The 16,469-nt window shown below is 55.9% G+C and carries 14 protein-coding genes and 1 pseudogene; 5 read left to right on the top strand and 10 right to left on the bottom strand.

Going from position 1 to position 16,469, the window contains the following annotated elements; translation table 11 throughout:
- Window positions 1-52: 52 nt before the first annotated feature.
- The 5 genes and pseudogenes from ftsI to mgrB all read right to left on the bottom strand — a co-directional run bounded on the left by ftsI (window position 53) and on the right by mgrB (window position 3,454).
- On the bottom strand, window positions 53-1,798 hold the full coding sequence (ftsI, locus tag LGL98_RS09230) for a peptidoglycan glycosyltransferase FtsI (RefSeq protein ID WP_136030212.1): 1,746 nt from the start codon (window positions 1,796-1,798) through the stop codon (window positions 53-55).
- A gap of 190 nt (window positions 1,799-1,988) precedes the next feature.
- Window positions 1,989-2,198, bottom strand: coding sequence for a transcription antiterminator/RNA stability regulator CspE (gene cspE, locus LGL98_RS09225; protein WP_001062678.1), 210 nt, complete (start codon window positions 2,196-2,198; stop codon window positions 1,989-1,991).
- Between the two features lie 85 nt (window positions 2,199-2,283).
- A pseudogene (locus tag LGL98_RS09220) lies at window positions 2,284-2,355 on the bottom strand (DUF2627 domain-containing protein); the annotation flags it as partial.
- A gap of 590 nt (window positions 2,356-2,945) precedes the next feature.
- On the bottom strand, window positions 2,946-3,236 hold the full coding sequence (locus LGL98_RS09215) for a YebO family protein (RefSeq protein ID WP_136030210.1): 291 nt from the start codon (window positions 3,234-3,236) through the stop codon (window positions 2,946-2,948).
- Between the two features lie 74 nt (window positions 3,237-3,310).
- A complete protein-coding gene (gene mgrB, locus LGL98_RS09210) occupies window positions 3,311-3,454 on the bottom strand; it encodes a PhoP/PhoQ regulatory lipoprotein MgrB (protein ID WP_002911375.1) in 144 nt (47 codons plus the stop codon).
- Window positions 3,455-3,613: 159 nt separating this feature from the next.
- On the opposite strand from mgrB, the gene LGL98_RS09205 reads away from it, so the two are divergent.
- Window positions 3,614-3,853 carry a YobH family protein gene (locus LGL98_RS09205; protein ID WP_136030208.1) on the top strand — a complete coding sequence of 80 codons (240 nt, stop codon included), beginning with the start codon at window positions 3,614-3,616 and terminating at the stop codon, window positions 3,851-3,853.
- A 57-nt stretch (window positions 3,854-3,910) separates the two neighbouring features.
- Here the strand turns inward: LGL98_RS09205 and kdgR are convergent, their stop codons facing one another.
- Window positions 3,911-4,702 (bottom strand): DNA-binding transcriptional regulator KdgR, encoded by a 792-nt coding sequence (gene kdgR, locus LGL98_RS09200; protein WP_008804282.1) that lies wholly within the window; start codon window positions 4,700-4,702, stop codon window positions 3,911-3,913.
- Between the two features lie 177 nt (window positions 4,703-4,879).
- Between kdgR and LGL98_RS09195 the strand changes: the two genes are divergently transcribed.
- Window positions 4,880-6,250: an MFS transporter gene (locus tag LGL98_RS09195; RefSeq protein ID WP_136030311.1), complete on the top strand. Its 1,371-nt coding sequence runs from the start codon at window positions 4,880-4,882 to the stop codon at window positions 6,248-6,250.
- Window positions 6,251-6,315: 65 nt separating this feature from the next.
- On the opposite strand, the gene htpX is transcribed toward LGL98_RS09195, so the two are convergent.
- The 4 genes from htpX to LGL98_RS09175 form a co-directional block, all read right to left on the bottom strand.
- Window positions 6,316-7,200 (bottom strand): protease HtpX, encoded by an 885-nt coding sequence (gene htpX, locus LGL98_RS09190; RefSeq protein ID WP_004203371.1) that lies wholly within the window; start codon window positions 7,198-7,200, stop codon window positions 6,316-6,318.
- Window positions 7,201-7,434: 234 nt separating this feature from the next.
- Complete coding sequence (gene prc / locus LGL98_RS09185) at window positions 7,435-9,483, bottom strand: carboxy terminal-processing peptidase (protein WP_136030206.1); 2,049 nt, start codon at window positions 9,481-9,483, stop codon at window positions 7,435-7,437.
- Between the two features lie 19 nt (window positions 9,484-9,502).
- Window positions 9,503-10,180 (bottom strand): RNA chaperone ProQ, encoded by a 678-nt coding sequence (gene proQ, locus LGL98_RS09180; RefSeq protein ID WP_002911385.1) that lies wholly within the window; start codon window positions 10,178-10,180, stop codon window positions 9,503-9,505.
- 97 nt (window positions 10,181-10,277) lie between these two features.
- Window positions 10,278-10,775: a GAF domain-containing protein gene (locus LGL98_RS09175; protein WP_136030204.1), complete on the bottom strand. Its 498-nt coding sequence runs from the start codon at window positions 10,773-10,775 to the stop codon at window positions 10,278-10,280.
- A gap of 132 nt (window positions 10,776-10,907) precedes the next feature.
- On the opposite strand from LGL98_RS09175, the gene yebS reads away from it, so the two are divergent.
- From yebS to rsmF, 3 genes are all read left to right on the top strand, one after another.
- Window positions 10,908-12,191 carry a membrane integrity lipid transport subunit YebS gene (gene yebS / locus LGL98_RS09170; protein ID WP_136030202.1) on the top strand — a complete coding sequence of 428 codons (1,284 nt, stop codon included), beginning with the start codon at window positions 10,908-10,910 and terminating at the stop codon, window positions 12,189-12,191.
- Complete coding sequence (locus LGL98_RS09165; RefSeq protein WP_136030200.1) at window positions 12,160-14,793, top strand: PqiB family protein; 2,634 nt, start codon at window positions 12,160-12,162, stop codon at window positions 14,791-14,793. Before yebS ends, LGL98_RS09165 begins: the two co-directional genes overlap by 32 nt.
- A 128-nt stretch (window positions 14,794-14,921) precedes the next feature.
- Complete coding sequence (gene rsmF / locus LGL98_RS09160) at window positions 14,922-16,355, top strand: 16S rRNA (cytosine(1407)-C(5))-methyltransferase RsmF (RefSeq protein WP_136030198.1); 1,434 nt, start codon at window positions 14,922-14,924, stop codon at window positions 16,353-16,355.
- Window positions 16,356-16,469 lie beyond the last annotated feature (114 nt).

Here is a 16,469-nt window from a genome sequence, read left to right as displayed (position 1 = left end):
AGTGTCGCTGAAAGGGCGAAAGTGTAGCGCTATTCGCCCCTGCAGACCACTGTTACAGCGCCGGCCCCTGTGGGTGGCTATCGTGCATTACGATCAGATTCTCCGCCCCCTGCGGCATACCGTCCGGCATGACATTCTCCAGCCGCAGAACATCGCCCATGATCTGGCTGAACACCGGGGCGGAAACGGCCCCGCCATAGTAGGAACCATTGCTCGGATCGTTCATCACCACCACCAGCGCGAACTGTGGACGACTGGCGGGCGCCACGCCGGCGGTATAGGCCACATACTTATCGATATATTTGCCGTCCGGGCCGATTTTCTTCGCCGTCCCGGTTTTTACCGCCACTCGATAGTCACGCACCGCCGCTTTGGTTCCTCCCCCGCCCGGGAGCGCCACGCTCTCCATCATGTGCTCTACGCTGTGAACAATGTTTTCCGGCATCACGCGCGTGCCCATTACCGGCGGGTCGATACGGGTAATCGACAACGGCCGTTCAATACCGAAGCCGCCGATGGTAGCATAGACATGCGCCAGCTGGAGCGGCGTGACCATCAAACCATAGCCGAAGGCAAAGGTGGCACGATCCAGTTGCCCCCAGTAGCGGCGCTGGGGCATCAGCCCCGCGCTTTCACCCGTTAACCCTAGCCCTGTCGACTCACCGAAGCCGAAAGCTTTGTAGGTATCGATCAGATGCTGTACCGGCATGGCGAGCGAGAGATGCGACACACCTGTATCGCTGGACTTCTGCAGGATCCCGGTCAGCGTCAGCTCGGGATAATAGCCGACGTCGCGGATGCGATGGCCATCGAGAACAAAGGGATGCGTGTCCACCACGCTGTCCGGCTGGACGATACCTTGCTGTAGCGCGGTCATGATCACCAGCGGTTTGACGGTCGACCCCGGTTCGAAGGTATCGCTGATGGCGCGGTTGCGGAAATCATCCAGCGTAGCCGTATCGCGGTTATTCGGATTGAAATCCGGATAGTTGGCCATCGCCAGGATCTCGCCGGTATCAATTTTGATCAATACTGCCGCCCCGGACTCCGCTTTGTTCCAGCGGACGGCGTTGTCGAGGGCGTCTTCCGTCACCGTCTGCAGGCGTTCATCAATACTCAGCTGCAGATTATGCGCCGGTACCGGCGGCACTTCGGTAATATTCTCAATGACATTGCCATGTTTGTCTTTACGCACCAGACGTCGCCCGGGTTTTCCGGTCAGCTGGGCGTTAAAGCTTTTCTCCACCCCTTCGATGCCCTGATTATCGACGTTAGTAAAACCCAGCAGATTGGCAGCCACATGGCCAGCTGGATAGAAACGTCGCGATTCATCGCGGAGATAGACGCCTGGCAGATGCAGTTTATCAATCCACTCGGCCTGCTCGGGATTGATCTGGCGCGCCAGATAGAGAAAACGAGCGTGGGGATGACTCTGTACCCGCCGGGCCAGTTCTCCGAGGTTGAGGTGCAGCGCTTCGGCCATCGCCTGCCAGCGAGGCCCATAGCCCACACCGCCCTTCTCCATGGTGGTCTGCGGGTCAATCCAGATAGCGCTGACCGGAACGCTCACCGCCAGGGGTCGCCCCTCGCGATCGCTGATCATGCCCCGCTCAACCGCAATCGGCTCTTCGCGCAGCGATCGCATATCTTCTTGTTTCACAAGGTTATCGGGGGAAACTATCTGTAGCCAGCCCACGCGGACCAGCAGCAGGCCCAGACAACCGAGAATAGCCACACACAGTAACCCGAAGCGAATCGGGGTAAAGTTGGCCGTGGACTTCGTTTTTTTCTTTAGCACCTTAGCTCCGGCATTGTTTTGCAACCAACTGATTTAACAGAAAATTAGCAAAACAGACTGCTACACAATGCTAATAAAGTTGAGTATTTGCAACAAGGCGCGACGAGAGGGGGGAAAATGACATGCTTTGCAATAAAAACGCAAAAGCCCCGCGCAGGCGAGGCTTTTATACAAGAAGAGTGGTCTTGTATCAGATAGCAGTTACGTTAACTGCAGCCGGACCTTTCTGGCCGTCCTGAATTTCGAACTCAACGTTCTGGCCTTCAGCCAGAGTTTTGAAGCCGTTACCCTGGATAGCGGAGAAGTGTACGAACACGTCTTTGCTGCCATCAGCCGGAGTAATGAAACCAAAACCTTTAGACTCGTTGAACCACTTAACTTGACCTTTAATCTTTGCCATTTGCAAAATTCCTTAGACTGTTTTCTTCGCCTGCTGGCGTTTACCTAGATAAAACTGACACATAACTGCATGAGGCACTAATTTAAGGTTCGGCAGAGAAGCGGTATTCAACGACATCGTGTTTACTCAGGACTTCTTTACTGAAAATGCCACACATAAACAGAACTGTACCTCGTTTAACCCGAAACGTGTTATCACACACTACGTAAATAATGGCAAGCCATTTTTAAACGTGTCTCGATCGTTCGCACAAATTATAAGGTAATCATTTGATCGCCTGCACATTTATGCGTCTTTGCCGCCCCTGGCAAGGCGCTATAGCATAAGCCAATATCGCCACTGTGCTGCCTCATTACTGCAACTTTTTTACCATAGCTCAACAACTTCGCTTCGTCCAGGTATGTCCGTATACGAACTGCCATGCCGATGTCACCGCGAGAACAATGATGAATAGTGATGCGCATTATTCGTTATAACTGCAGACGAAAAATCGCTAAAGCCGCGTTAGTGTAGTGATAATAAAATCTGTTAGTCGCCGTACTAAAAATAGTGCTAATTCTGCACGTTAATAATGAAAAAATGATGACAGTGTCACGAGCCCGACAATAAGTGCGACGGAGAGGACTTTATTTACAGCGTGTAAAAAAGAAAATAATGCGCGGGAAAAGGAATAATGGAATAAGAATAAGATATTACTGCCAGCTATCATGCAGGTGCGCATCTTATGATGCACACCTGTCGAGCTCCTTAGCGTTCTGCGACCAGACGAATAAATTCATCGTCCGCTTTTGCCTTACCGGCAACGGTCGGCTCAGCAACGTCTTCTTTTTCCGGTGCATTAGCCTCGCAAAGACGACGTAACAGCGCATTCTGCCGCTTTTGCTGATCCAGCAGCGCCTGCAGCAGCGCTATCTGCTCGTTCGCTCGCGAACTGGCTCGGTTGACGAAGAACCATAACAACAGACCGACAAGGAGCAGCATCACGGAGACAGCCAGCGATGCCAGATTTACGATCCCAGAATTTAGTAACTCACTCATTTCACCACCTCAAAGAGAAGGCGTTCATTCTACCACCCATGTCGCAGAAGGAAATCAGTCGTCAGAAAAATGTCTTACCACGGGATAAATTTATTGATAGTGCAAATGCCGCTGAAAAACTGTACATCCTGGTCGCACATTACGTTAAGCATCTGAGTCCACAACAACAGGCAGCCTGCTATGATGACTATCAGTAAAACCCACCGTAATTTTTTCACTCCACTCTCCGCATCAGTACTTTATGTTGCCAGGATAACACGGCCTTCTTAAACCGCGGCTAACTGTATTACGAAAGGCAAGTTTAGGAATCATCGACTTGTTTCAAAACGTGTTCATGTCACAATCACAGCAAGGATCATACAAATAACGAGGCATCAATGCGATTAATCATTCGTACTATTGTCGTGGTGGTTATCTTATGGATTGGCGTATTATTGAGCGGCTATGGCGTATTATTCCACAGTGAAGAAAATGTCGGAGGGTTGGGACTGAAGTGTCAATATCTTACCGCTCGTGGCGTCAGCACCGCACTTTATGTTCATTCCAACAGTGGCGTGATCGGTGTCAGCAGCTGTCCACTGCTGCGTAAAAGCGCAACCGTGGTTGATAACGGCTAAGACTGCGCTGGCGACCACGAGAGAGCATCGCGGTCGCCACAGGCTTACGCTGTCGCGTCAAAACGGGTAGTCGTTGTATCCCATTTGTTCAGAAATCTTGCGCGCCGCCTGGTGCAACATCGCCACATATTCATGCAAACGTTCTTCTGAAAAACGCAGCGTTGGGAAAGAGATACTCAACCCGGCGATGACCACGCCAAAACGGTCGAATACCGGCACACCAATGCAGCGTAGCCCCTCTTCCTGCTCTTCGTTATCTTCGCCGTAACCCTGCTCGCGCACGCCATCCAGCACCTTAAGCAGCGCCTCCGTGCTGGTAATCGTCCGCTCGGTGCTGCGCTTATACTCCACGCCCTCGAGGATCTGCTCAACTTCACTACGATCGCGCCAGGCCAGCAGTACTTTGCCGATCGCGGTACTGTATAGGGGGTTGCGACGGCCAATGCGCGAGTACATCCGCAGGTTGTACATCGAGTCAATCTTGTGGATGTAGACAATGCTATCTTCATCCAGCGCGCCGAGGTGAATAGTCTCTTTCGTCAGTCGCGAGAGTTCGCGCATCTGAATATCCGCGCTGCGCACCAGATCGACGTTCTGCAGCGCGCGGGCACCCAGCTCGAACAGCTTGAGGGTGAGGGAGTATTTCTCCGACTCCCCTTCCTGTGCCACATAGCCCAGTGATTTCATGGTCTGTAAAAAGCGATAAACGGTGCTTTTTGACATCATGACGCGTTGGGACAGTTCGGTAATGCCAATTTCACGCTCTTCACCCAGCGCCTGTAAGATGCCAAAAACCTTTAATACCGAAGAGACAGAATCTGGCTGTTTATCCAAATCCGCACCTGCCATTTATCACCTCGTCGTAACTGTTTTATAAAATTTAGAACCGGTTTTTATTATAAATTCGCTGCCTCTGCGCCGCAATCATTCTTCTGCCACTTCGTTACAAATCTGCGACATACTGCGGATTAATCAATGCTAAACTCATCAATCAAAAAACCGTTTCATTTAAGACTCATTTTCACCATGGATAAAAATTCTTCTGATGGCGTGCCGTTGCCGCAACGCTATGGCGCCATTCTGACCATCGTGCTTGGGCTGACCATGGCCGTGCTCGACGGGGCTATCGCCAACGTCGCGCTGCCGACTATCGCCAGCGATCTCAATGCCTCACCGGCGGCGTCAATCTGGATCGTCAACGCCTACCAGATCGCCATTGTCATCGCCCTGCTGCCGCTCTCTTTTCTCGGCGACATGGTCGGCTATCGTCGCATTTACAAGATAGGCCTGGTGGTGTTTATCTTTACCTCACTGGCCTGCGCGCTATCGCGCAGCCTCGAAATGCTGACCTTCGCCCGCGTCGCTCAGGGGCTGGGCGGCGCCGCGCTGATGAGCGTCAACACTGCGCTGATCCGCCTGATTTATCCACAGCGCTTTCTTGGTCGCGGCATGGGCATTAACTCCTTTGTGGTCGCTGTTTCTTCGGCAGCTGGCCCGACTATCGCCGCGGCGATCCTCTCCCTTGCCTCATGGCAATGGCTGTTTTTAATTAACGTCCCGCTCGGGATTGTCGCTTTTGTCCTGGCAATGCGCTTTCTGCCGCCCAACAGCGCCCGCAGCAAAATCATCCGCTTCGATCTGCCCAGCGCCATCATGAACGCCCTCACCTTCGGGCTGCTGATCACCGCCCTGAGCGGTTTCGCCCAGGGGCAGTCCACGCAACTGGTGCTGGCGGAGGTGGCGGCCATGCTGGTGGTGGGCTTTTTCTTCGTTCGCCGCCAGCTCAAAATGCCCGTCCCGCTGCTGCCGGTCGACCTGCTGCGCATCCCGCTCTTCTCCCTGTCTATCTGCACCTCCATCTGCTCCTTCTGCGCGCAGATGCTGGCGATGGTCTCCCTACCCTTCTTCCTGCAGTCGATGATGGGGCGCAGCGAAGTGGAGACCGGTCTGCTGCTGACGCCGTGGCCGCTGGCGACCATGGTAATGGCGCCGCTGGCTGGCTATTTGATTGAGAAGTGCCATGCGGGGCTGCTGGGAGCCATCGGTCTGCTGATTATGGCCTGCGGCCTGTTTGGTCTGGCGCTGCTGCCGTCATCACCATCCGATCTGGATATCATCTGGCGCATGGCGCTGTGCGGCGCCGGCTTCGGGCTGTTTCAGTCGCCGAACAACCATACCATCGTTGCCTCGGCTCCGAGCCACCGTAGCGGCGGTGCCAGCGGGATGCTGGGTACCGCTCGCCTCCTCGGCCAGAGCACCGGCGCGGCGCTGGTCGCGCTGCTGTTCAACCTGCTCGGCAACAGCGGTACCCATACCGCCCTGCTGCTGGCCGGTATCCTGGCTACCGTTGCCGCATTGATTAGCGGTCTGCGCGTCACCCAGCCGCGCGCCGCCTGACGGGCAGCAAAAAAAATCCGCAGCGTGAGGGCTGCGGATTTTTGTTTTCAGCGTCAGATGACGAATTACTTCAGATACTCACCGCTACGCAGGGCTTCAATACGCTTATCCAGCGGCGGGTGAGTCATAAACAGCTCGCTCATGGATTTCGCTTTACCGTTGATGCAGAACGCCATCATGCTGCTGGCTTCCTGCGGCTCATAGCTGGTTTTCAGACGCTGCAGGGCAGCAATCATCTTCTCGCGGCCCACCAGGCGCGCCGAGCCGGCGTCAGCATGGAACTCACGGTAACGCGAGAACCACATGGTGATAATGCTCGCCAGAATACCGAACACCAGCTCCAGCACCGTGGCGACGGCGAAGTAGATCAGCGGGTTACCATTGCTGCTCTCCCCTTCATCTTCCCGGTTGCCGCCGAGGAAACCGGCCGCAATCTGCGCAATAACACGCGAGATAAAGATAACGAAGGTGTTTACCACCCCCTGAATCAGCGTCATGGTCACCATGTCGCCATTGGCAATGTGGCTGATTTCATGGGCAATAACCGCTTCCGCTTCATCACGGCTCATGTTTTGTAGCAGCCCGGTGCTGACGGCGACAAGCGAGGCGTCGCGACGCGCGCCGGTGGCGAAGGCATTGATATCCGGCGCGTGATAAATAGCCACCTGCGGCATGGCAATACCCGCCTGCTGCGCCTGTTGTGCAACGGTGTTCATCAGCCAGCGTTCCGTTTCGTTACGCGGCTGCTCGATCACTTCCCCACCCACAGACTTCAGCGCCATCCACTTCGACATCATCAGCGAAACGATAGAACCACCGAAGCCGAACAGCAGGGCCATGATCAACAGACCGGTCATGCTGCTGGATTGGATCCCCGTGAGGCTTAACACCAGCCCGAACACGACCATCACTGCCAGGTTCGTCAGCAGGAAAAGCGCGATTCGCATCATAATTTTCTTTTTACCTCAATTTAACAAAACGCACTATGCGATTACCCACATCGTATGGGTCAGGCTGCAATTTTCAACCATCAACCCCCGCTAAGTCACGATAAAAACACAACTTTACATTTTGTAGCATCTTGCTGACAGCGGCTGATCAGGTTGACATTTTGTTAGCTGAGCTGAATGGCGATGACAAAGCTCGAAAAAAAACGGGCACCTTCTGAGGTGCCCGTTAGCGACTTATTTACTGGCCGGCGGTTCTACTGCCGGGCGCGCTTTTTCAAGATGCGCCAGGTCGACCGCGATGTGGACCGTTTCATCAAGATACGGGTCCGGTTCCTGATAATCCTTCGGCAGATCGTCCAGTTTTTTCAATGGCGGTTTGCCTTCGCGTTTCAGGCGATCGTTAATCCGCGCCAGACGAATCGCATCATCCTCTTCGTTCTCTTTCTCACGCTGGGCGTAGTTCAGAGAGACGATGTTACGCTTGTCTTTCATCGCGTTATAACGGGCAATATCCTTCATGATGTACTGGAACTCCGGATCCTGCGCAATGCGCTCGTCGTGGCGCTTGAGCAGCTCCGGTCCAAACGGGGTCAGATCTCCGGACTTCACATAGGTGGCCGCATTGATACTGTCCCACGGCAGAGCGTTGTCTTCATACTGCTCGCCGGTTTCGCGATCTTCATTGCCGGTTGGCATCATGATATCCGGCGTCACGCCTTTGCGCTGGGTACTGCCGCCGTTAATCCGGTAGAACTTCTGGATGGTGTACTGGACGGAGCCTAACGCCGGCCAGTCCGGACGCAGCATCTGATCGTAGATGCGATTCAACGAGCGATACTGCTGTACAGTCCCTTTACCAAAGGTCGGTTCGCCAACGATCAGCGCGCGGCCATAATCCTGCATCGCCGCGGCGAAGATTTCAGACGCCGAGGCGCTAAAGCGGTCAACCAGCACCACCAGCGGCCCTTTGTAATAGACCACGCCATCGTTGTCGCTGTCTTCGCGCACCTTGCCATTGTTATCCCGCACCTGCACCACCGGGCCGGACGGAATAAACAGCCCCGAGAGCGATACCGCCTCGGTCAGCGCCCCGCCGCCGTTGCTGCGCAGGTCGATGACGATGCTGCTGACGTTCTGCTTTTCCAGCTTCTGCAGCTGCACTTTCACGTCATCGGTCAGGCCAACGTAAAAGCCCGGAATATCCAGCACGCCGACTTTTTCTTTACCGACGGTTTTCACCGACATCTTCACCGCGCGATCTTCCAGACGGATGCGTTCGCGGGTCAGGGTGACGATACGCGTCTTGGCTCCTTTACCGGCCGGCAGGATTTCAAGGCGAACCTTGCTGCCCTTCGGCCCTTTAATCAGCGCCACGACGTCATCCAGACGCCAGCCGATAACATCAACCATCGGCTTCCCGGTCTGGCCAACGCCAACGATGCGATCGCCGACGCTGATCGCTTTGCTCTTCGCGGCCGGACCGCCCGCCACCAGAGAATTAATGACGGTGTAGTCATCATCCATTTGCAGCACGGCGCCGATCCCCTCAAGAGAGAGGCTCATCTCGGTATTGAACTGCTCGGTATTGCGCGGCGACAGGTAGTTGGTGTGCGGGTCGATTTCGCGAGCGAAGGCGGTCATCGCCAGCGAGAAGACATCTTCGCTGTTGGTTTGCGCCAGACGACGGATCGCAAACTTATAGCGACGGGTTAAGGTGTCGCGGATCTCTTTATCGTCTTTACCCGCCAGCTTCAGGCTTAACTGGTCAAATTTAACCTTAGCGTCCCACAACTTATTCAGCTCGGCCTCGTCTTTTGGCCACGGCGCTTTGGAACGGTCAAGATTGAAATTGTCGTTGCCGGTAAAGTCCATCGGACGTTCCAGCACCTTCAGCGCATACTGATAGCGCTCGAAGCGACGCTGCTGCCCCAGGTTGTAGAGGTCGTAGAAGACGTCCAGTTTCCCGGTGCGCAGTTCGTCGCCGATTTGCTCTTTTTTAGCCGCAAACTTCGCCACATCACTGGCCAGCAGCACATTGTGGCTGTAATCCAGCAGGTTCAAATATCGGTCAAAAATCTTTGCCGAGAAGGCGTTGTCGAGATCAAACTGACGGTAGTGAGAGCGGGTAAAGCGCGACGTCACGCGCTCGCTTACCGTCGCGTGCTGCGGCTCTTCTTTCAGCACGGGGATTTGATCTGCGCGGGTTATGTCATCAACAGCGAAAGCCTGGCCTGCTATTACCAGCAGGCCCGCAAGCGCGGTGATTTTAAAAAATGTGTTCATGCCTGGCCCGGCCTCCGTTTCAGAACACCAGGTGTTCTGCGCGTACAATCATTGACATACCAGAAGTCAGCTGTACACGAACGCCATCTTTGGTGATTTCCAGAACGGTGGCGTCCATTGCGTTATTGCCTGCTTTCACCTTCAGCGCCTGGCCGACGGTCAGAACGGAAACATCCGATACCGGAGTAAGACGCTCTTCACGTGGGGCTTTGGCCGCAACAGGGCGCGGTTTACGCTGTTCAGCACCTTCTTTACGACGCGGCTGCTGAGGACGCGGTTTACGCTCGCGGCGAACACCTTCATCCTGCTGGCCTGCGGCCGCGGCGGCTTCGCGTTTTTTCGCCTGCTGGGCAGCGCGCTGCGCCTGAACGCGAGCTTTCGCTTCTTCCAGCTGCTGGCGCGCATGGGCAATGTGCTGTTCTTCCAGTTCGCCGCACGGATTGCCATCGAGATCGACGCGGATAGCGCCGGCTTTTACGCCGTACAAATAACGCCAGCTGGACGTGTAGAGACGTAATGCAGCGCGAAGCTGGGTTTTGCTGAGATTCATCTCACCACCCACTCGCTCAACGAGATCCTGAAAAATTCCGATTTTCAGGGGGCGCGCTTCACCTTCAGCGCTAAAGCACTGCGGGAAACGTTCGGCCAGAAAGGCGATAACTTCTTTACTGCTATTCAACTTAGGTTGATTTTCCATGAAATTTCCTGATTACAACGGACGTAGCCAACAAGCCGCAGGCATGAACAGGCGACATTATAATGACGTCCTCGCTAAATGCTACGTTATCCGTTGATTATCCCACGACACGGGTAAAGATTTTTTGATAATCCGTGGCCGCGATAAGTTTTTCCAGTTGCGCGACCAGCGTGCTCAGACCCTGCTCATCTTCAGCAGTGAAGCGGCTGTACACCGGACTGTCGATATCCAGCACGCCGATAATCTGGTCGTTAACGCGCAGAGGGAAGACAATTTCCGAATTACTGGCGGCATCGCAGGCAATGTGGCCGTCAAAGGCGTGGACGTCCTCGACGCGCTGGACCTGGCCTTGGGCCACCGCCGCGCCGCACACGCCGCGCCCGACCGGGATCCGCACACAGGCCAGTTTGCCCTGGAATGGCCCCAGTACCAGGGTATCGCCTTCCAGAAGATAAAAACCGGCCCAGTTGACCTCGGTCAGCCGCTCAAACAGCAGCGCGCTGGTATTGGCGATCATCGCCAGAAAACTGGTTTCACCTGCCATTAATGCCTGGAAATCGCGGTTCAGATCCGCGTAAAATTCTGTTTTGCTCATTATATCTTCACTTTGTTGTCTTACTGCCTGATACGTACAGCCTACTAAAATAAGCATTAAATGCGCTTGGGCTCAAGATGAATTCATTCATAGGTTAAGATAGTTAGATACATTCATTCCTGTACGTAATAAATGCCGATAAAAACATCCACTCTGAAACCTGCGAATAAGATGGTTGTGCATACCATCAGCACGCCGCTTCCCTATACGCATTATCAGCGCTGTACCCAGTGTGACATGCTCTTTCGCCTACCGGTGCTCAAACGCAACCAAAGCGCCTGGTGTCCACGCTGTCACGCAAAGGTGCGAGATGGCCGCGACTGGTCACTCACGCGTCTGGGCAGCATGGCCCTCGCGATGCTGTTGTTAATGCCTTTTGCCTGGTCCGAACCTCTGCTGCGCCTGCACCTGCTGGGGATGCGCATTGATGCCAACGTCCTGCAGGGGATCTGGCAGATGACCGCGCAGGGCGACCCTATTACCGCCGCCATGGTGCTATTTTGCGCGGTGGTCGCGCCAGTGCTGCTGGTCGTCTCCATCAGCTATCTCTGGCTGGGCAACGTGTTGGGAATGAACCTACGCCCGGTGTTGCTGATGCTCGGCAAGCTCAAAGAGTGGGTGATGCTGGATATCTATCTGGTGGGCATCGGCGTCGCCTCCATCAAGGTGCAGGATTACGCCTTCCTCCAGCCGGGCATCGGCCTGGTGGCGTTTATCTCCCTGACACTGCTGAGCATCCTGACGCTTATTCATATGAACGTCGAAGAGCTATGGGAGCGTTTCTATCCCGAGCGTCCGGCGACCCGCGCCGATAATAATCTGCAGGTGTGCACCGGCTGCCACTACACCGGCTATCGCGACGCGCGCGGCCGCTGTCGGCGCTGCCACACGCCGCTGCATCATCGCCGGCCTCAGAGCTTGCAGCGCAGCTGGGCGGCGCTGATAGCCTCGCTGATTTTCCTCTTGCCCGCCAACCTGCTGCCCATCTCCATCATTTATGTCAATGGCGCACGCCAGGACGACACAATCCTTTCCGGGATTATCTCCCTGGCCAGCAGCAATGTCGCCATTGCCGGCGTGGTGTTCATCGCCAGTATTTTGGTGCCATTCACCAAAGTTATAGTGTTATTTACCCTGCTGGTCAGCATACAATTCAAGTGCGAGCAGGGCCTGCGCACCCGCATCCTGCTGCTGCGGCTAATCACCTGGATTGGCCGTTGGTCGATGCTGGATCTGTTTGTTATCTCACTCACCATGTCGCTAATAAATCGCGATCAGCTCCTCGCCTTCACCATGGGGCCGGCTGCGGTTTACTTTGGCGGCGCGGTAATTTTAACTATTCTTGCAGTTGAATGGCTGGACAGCCGCTTACTTTGGGACGCACATGAGTCAGGAAACGCCCGCTTCGCAGACTGAAGCCAGAATAAAAACCAAACGCCGTATTTCGCCATTTTGGCTGCTGCCGGTCATCGCGCTGCTGATTGCCGCCTGGCTTATCTGGACCAGCTTTGACGACCGCGGTTCGACGATTACGATTGATTTCCAGTCCGCGAACGGCATCGTGCCGGGACGGACGCCGATCCGCTATCAGGGGGTTGAGGTCGGCACCGTCCAGGATATTAGCCTCAGTAAGGATCTGAGTAAGATTGAGGTTTCGGCCAGCATCAAACGCGATATGAAAGATGCGCTGCGCAAGGAGACCCAGTTCTGGCTGGTCACGCCGAAAGCCTCTTTGGCTGGCGTATCGGGCCTTGATGCGCTGGTGGGCGGGAACTACATCGGCATGATGCCGGGCAAAGGTGAGCCCGAAGATCACTTCGTCGCCCTCGATACCCAGCCGAAATACCGCATCAACAACGGCGAGCTGATGATCCATCTGCAGGCGCCGGATCTTGGCTCTCTGAACAGCGGCTCGCTGGTTTATTTCCGCAAGATCCCGGTCGGGCGGGTGTATGACTACACCCTGAATGCCAATAATCAGGGGGTGACCATTGATGTGCTGATCGAGCGCCGGTTTACCAACCTGGTGAAAAAAGGCAGCCGCTTCTGGAACGTCTCCGGTGTCAAGGCCGATGTCGGCCTGAGCGGGGCCAAAGTGCAGCTGGAAAACCTGTCCGCGCTGGTGAACGGTGCTATCGCCTTTGACTCTCCCGGCGACTCGCAGGTCGCCTCGCAAAATGATGAATATCACCTGTACGAAGATCTGGCGCACAGCCAGCGCGGCGTGGTGGTCACTTTGGATCTGCCTGACGGCGATGGCCTGAAAGCGGGCTCGACGCCGCTGATGTATCAGGGGCTGGAAGTGGGCCAGTTAAGCAAACTGAATCTTAATCCCGGCGGCAAAGTCACTGGCGAGATGACCGTCGACCCGAGCGTGGTGACGCTGCTGCGGGAAAAAACGTTGATTCAGATGAAGAAGCCGAAGCTCTCCCTCGACAACCCCAGCGTCAGTGCCCTGCTCACCGGCAATACCTTTGAGCTGGTGCCCGGCGAAGGCGAGCCACGCAATCATTTCTCGGTGATGCCGGCGGATAAAGCGCTGCTGGATGAGCCCAACGTTGCCACTGTCACACTTTGGGCGCCGGAGAGCTACGGCATCGATGGCGGTCAGCCGCTGGTGCTGCACGGAGTAAAGGTCGGCCAGGTGCTGGAGCGTAAACTGACGGCCAAAGGGGTAACTTTCCAGGTGGCCATTGCCCCGGAGTACCGCGATCTTATTCGCGGCGACAGCAAGTTTGTGGTGAATAGTCGTCTGGATGTCAAAGTGGGGCTCGACGGTGTCCAGGTGCTGGGCGCCAGCGCCAGCGAGTGGATTAACGGCGGAATTCGGGTGATCCCGGGTGAAAAAGGCGAAATGCAGAGCAGTTATCCGCTGTACGCTAACCTCGAAAAGGCGCAGGAAAACAGTCTGAGCGAAGTACCGACCACCACGTTAAGCCTCACTGCGGAAACCCTGCCTGATGTTCAGGCCGGTTCGGTGGTGCTGTATCGTAAATTTGCCGTCGGCGAGATCATCGCTGTGAAACCACGCAAGGATGCATTCGATATCGATCTGCATATCAAGCCGGAGTACCGCTACCTGCTGACCAACAACAGCGTCTTCTGGGCGGAAGGCGGTGCGAAGGTCAAACTTGACGGTAACGGACTCACCGTGCAGGCCTCGCCGCTGGCGCGCGCCATTAAAGGGGCCATCAGTTTTGATAACCTCAACGGCAGTAGCGCTAACGCGCGGTTGAACAACAAACGTATCCTTTATGCATCTGAAACGGCGGCGCGCGCGGTGGGCGGCCAGATCACCCTGCATGCATTCGACGCCGGGAAAATGGCGGCCGGGATGCCGATTCGTTACCTTGGCATTGATATCGGTCAGATCCAGTCGTTGGAGCTTATCACCGCCAAAAACGAGGTACAGGCGAAAGCGGTGCTCTATCCGGAATACGTTGGCACCTTCGCCCGCGCCGGGACCCGCTTCTCAGTGATCACGCCGCAAATCTCCGCCGCGGGCGTCGAGCATCTGGACACCCTGTTCCAGTCCTATATCAACGTGGAGCCCGGCCGCGGCCCGGCACGACGGGATTTTGAGATCCAGGATACGACGATTAGCGATTCGCGTTATATCGACGGTCTGAACATCGTGGTGGAAGCCCCAGAAGCCGGTTCGCTCGGCATCGGTACGCCAGTTCTGTTCCGCGGGCTGGAAGTGGGAACGGTCACCGGACTGTCGCTGGGCTCGATGTCTGACCGGGTGATGGTGAAACTGCGCATCAGTAAGCGCTACCAGTACCTGGTACGCAATAACTCGGTGTTCTGGCTGGCCTCAGGTTACAGCCTCGACTTCGGTCTGATTGGCGGGGTAGTGAAAACCGGCACCTTCAATCAGTTTATCCGCGGCGGGATCGCCTTTGCCACACCGCCGGGGACGCCGTTGGCGCCGAAGGCCCAGGATGGCAAGCATTTCCTGCTGCAGGAGAGCGAGCCGAAAGAGTGGCGGGAATGGGGCACTGCCTTGCCACAGTAATGCCCTCTCCCCTTCTCCCGCCCCGGCCATATCCGGAGGCGGGAAGATGACCAAACGCACGCCCCGGTGTCCCGCACCGGGGCGTTTATGCTAAACTACGCACCCTTTTTTTCTGTGGTGCGCTGCCTGTGGCTGAAAATACTGTCTATTTCCCTGAAGCGTTTCTCGCTCAAATGCGCGCGGCCATGCCAGCGCATCTCTCGTTCGACGACTTTATCGCCGCCTGTCAGCGCCCGCTACGCCGCAGTATTCGCGTTAATACGCTGAAAATCAGCGTCGATGATTTCCTCTCTCTGGTCGCCCCCTATGGCTGGCAGCTCACGCCGGTGCCCTGGTGCGCAGAAGGATTCTGGATCGAGCGAGAGGATGACGACGCGCTGCCGCTGGGCAGTACTGCCGAACATCTCAGCGGTCTGTTCTATATTCAGGAAGCCAGTTCGATGCTGCCGGTCGCCGCCCTGTTCGCCGATAATGAGCAGCCCGGTCGGGTAATGGACGTTGCCGCCGCCCCAGGGTCAAAGACGACCCAAATTGCCGCCAGAATGCGCAACGCCGGCGGCATTCTCGCCAATGAATTCTCTGCCAGCCGGGTGAAAGTGCTGCATGCCAACATTAGCCGCTGCGGCATCAGCAACGTCGCCCTGACCCATTTCGACGGTCGGGTGTTCGGCGCGGCCTTGCCCGAAGCCTTTGACGCCATCCTGCTTGATGCCCCCTGCTCCGGCGAAGGCGTGGTACGTAAAGACGCTGACGCGCTGAAAAACTGGTCGCCGGAGAGTAACCTCGACATCGCCGCCACCCAGCGCGAGCTTATCGACAGCGCCTTCCATGCTCTGCGCCCTGGCGGGACGCTGGTGTATTCCACCTGCACCCTGAATTGCGAAGAAAATCAATCAGTCATTGAGTGGCTGCTGTCCCGCTATCCGCAGGCGGTGGAGATCCAGCCGCTGGGAGAGCTGTTTCCCGGCGCGGTCGACGCTTTAACTGCTGAAGGTTTTCTGCACGTCTTTCCGCAAATCTACGATTGCGAAGGCTTCTTTGTCGCGCGGCTGCGCAAAACGGCGGCGATCGATCCGCTCCCGGCGCCAGGCTATAAGGTCGGCAAATTCCCGTTTGTTCCGCTAAAAGGGCGGGAAGCTGCCGCGGCGACTACCGCCGCCAGGGCTGTTGGGCTGGAATGGGATGCAAGCCATACGCTGTGGCAGCGGGATAAAGAGCTGTGGCTATTTCCGCAGTCGATGGAGCCTCTGTTTGGCAAGGTGCGTTTTTCTCGCATCGGCGTGCGCCTGGCGGAGCTGCACAATAAGGGTTACCGCTGGCAGCATGAGGCGATTATCGCCTTTGCCGCGCCGCAGGGTGCCTTTGAGCTGACGCAGGATGAAGCGGAGGAGTGGTATCGCGGGCGCGATGTCTATCCGCAGACCCCGCCGCAGCAGGATGAAACCATTGTGACCTTCCAGGGCGTCCCGCTGGGCCTGGCGAAGCGCGTCGGCTCCCGACTGAAGAACAGCTATCCGCGCGAGCTGGTGCGCGATGGAAAACTTTTTACCGGCAAGGTGTGACGTCGTGCAGAAAATGCGCACTTTTTGACTGGCGGTTTTCGCCCCATTGACTACGCTGAAAAATGACGGCCACAACTGGTCGTACCACAACTCAGCTGAAAAATGGGGTGAAGC

This window comes from Klebsiella africana (assembly GCF_020526085.1).
In the GTDB taxonomy this organism is placed as follows: domain Bacteria; phylum Pseudomonadota; class Gammaproteobacteria; order Enterobacterales; family Enterobacteriaceae; genus Klebsiella; species Klebsiella africana.
The sequence above is the reverse complement of the archived record's forward strand: the minus strand, read 5'-3'. Positions and strand labels throughout refer to the sequence as shown.

What these genes read in the sequence shown, in the direction of transcription:
- yebS (WP_136030202.1), top strand. Translation starts at nt 10,908, where the DNA reads ATGCCGATAAAAACATCCACTCTGAAACCTGCGAATAAGATGGTTGTG.
- proQ (WP_002911385.1), bottom strand. Translation starts at nt 10,180, where the DNA reads ATGGAAAATCAACCTAAGTTGAATAGCAGTAAAGAAGTTATCGCCTTT.
- LGL98_RS09165 (WP_136030200.1), top strand. Translation starts at nt 12,160, where the DNA reads ATGAGTCAGGAAACGCCCGCTTCGCAGACTGAAGCCAGAATAAAAACC.
- kdgR (WP_008804282.1), bottom strand. Translation starts at nt 4,702, where the DNA reads ATGGCAGGTGCGGATTTGGATAAACAGCCAGATTCTGTCTCTTCGGTA.
- LGL98_RS09195 (WP_136030311.1), top strand. Translation starts at nt 4,880, where the DNA reads ATGGATAAAAATTCTTCTGATGGCGTGCCGTTGCCGCAACGCTATGGC.
- LGL98_RS09205 (WP_136030208.1), top strand. Translation starts at nt 3,614, where the DNA reads ATGCGATTAATCATTCGTACTATTGTCGTGGTGGTTATCTTATGGATT.
- prc (WP_136030206.1), bottom strand. Translation starts at nt 9,483, where the DNA reads ATGAACACATTTTTTAAAATCACCGCGCTTGCGGGCCTGCTGGTAATA.
- LGL98_RS09175 (WP_136030204.1), bottom strand. Translation starts at nt 10,775, where the DNA reads ATGAGCAAAACAGAATTTTACGCGGATCTGAACCGCGATTTCCAGGCA.
- htpX (WP_004203371.1), bottom strand. Translation starts at nt 7,200, where the DNA reads ATGATGCGAATCGCGCTTTTCCTGCTGACGAACCTGGCAGTGATGGTC.
- cspE (WP_001062678.1), bottom strand. Translation starts at nt 2,198, where the DNA reads ATGGCAAAGATTAAAGGTCAAGTTAAGTGGTTCAACGAGTCTAAAGGT.
- LGL98_RS09215 (WP_136030210.1), bottom strand. Translation starts at nt 3,236, where the DNA reads ATGAGTGAGTTACTAAATTCTGGGATCGTAAATCTGGCATCGCTGGCT.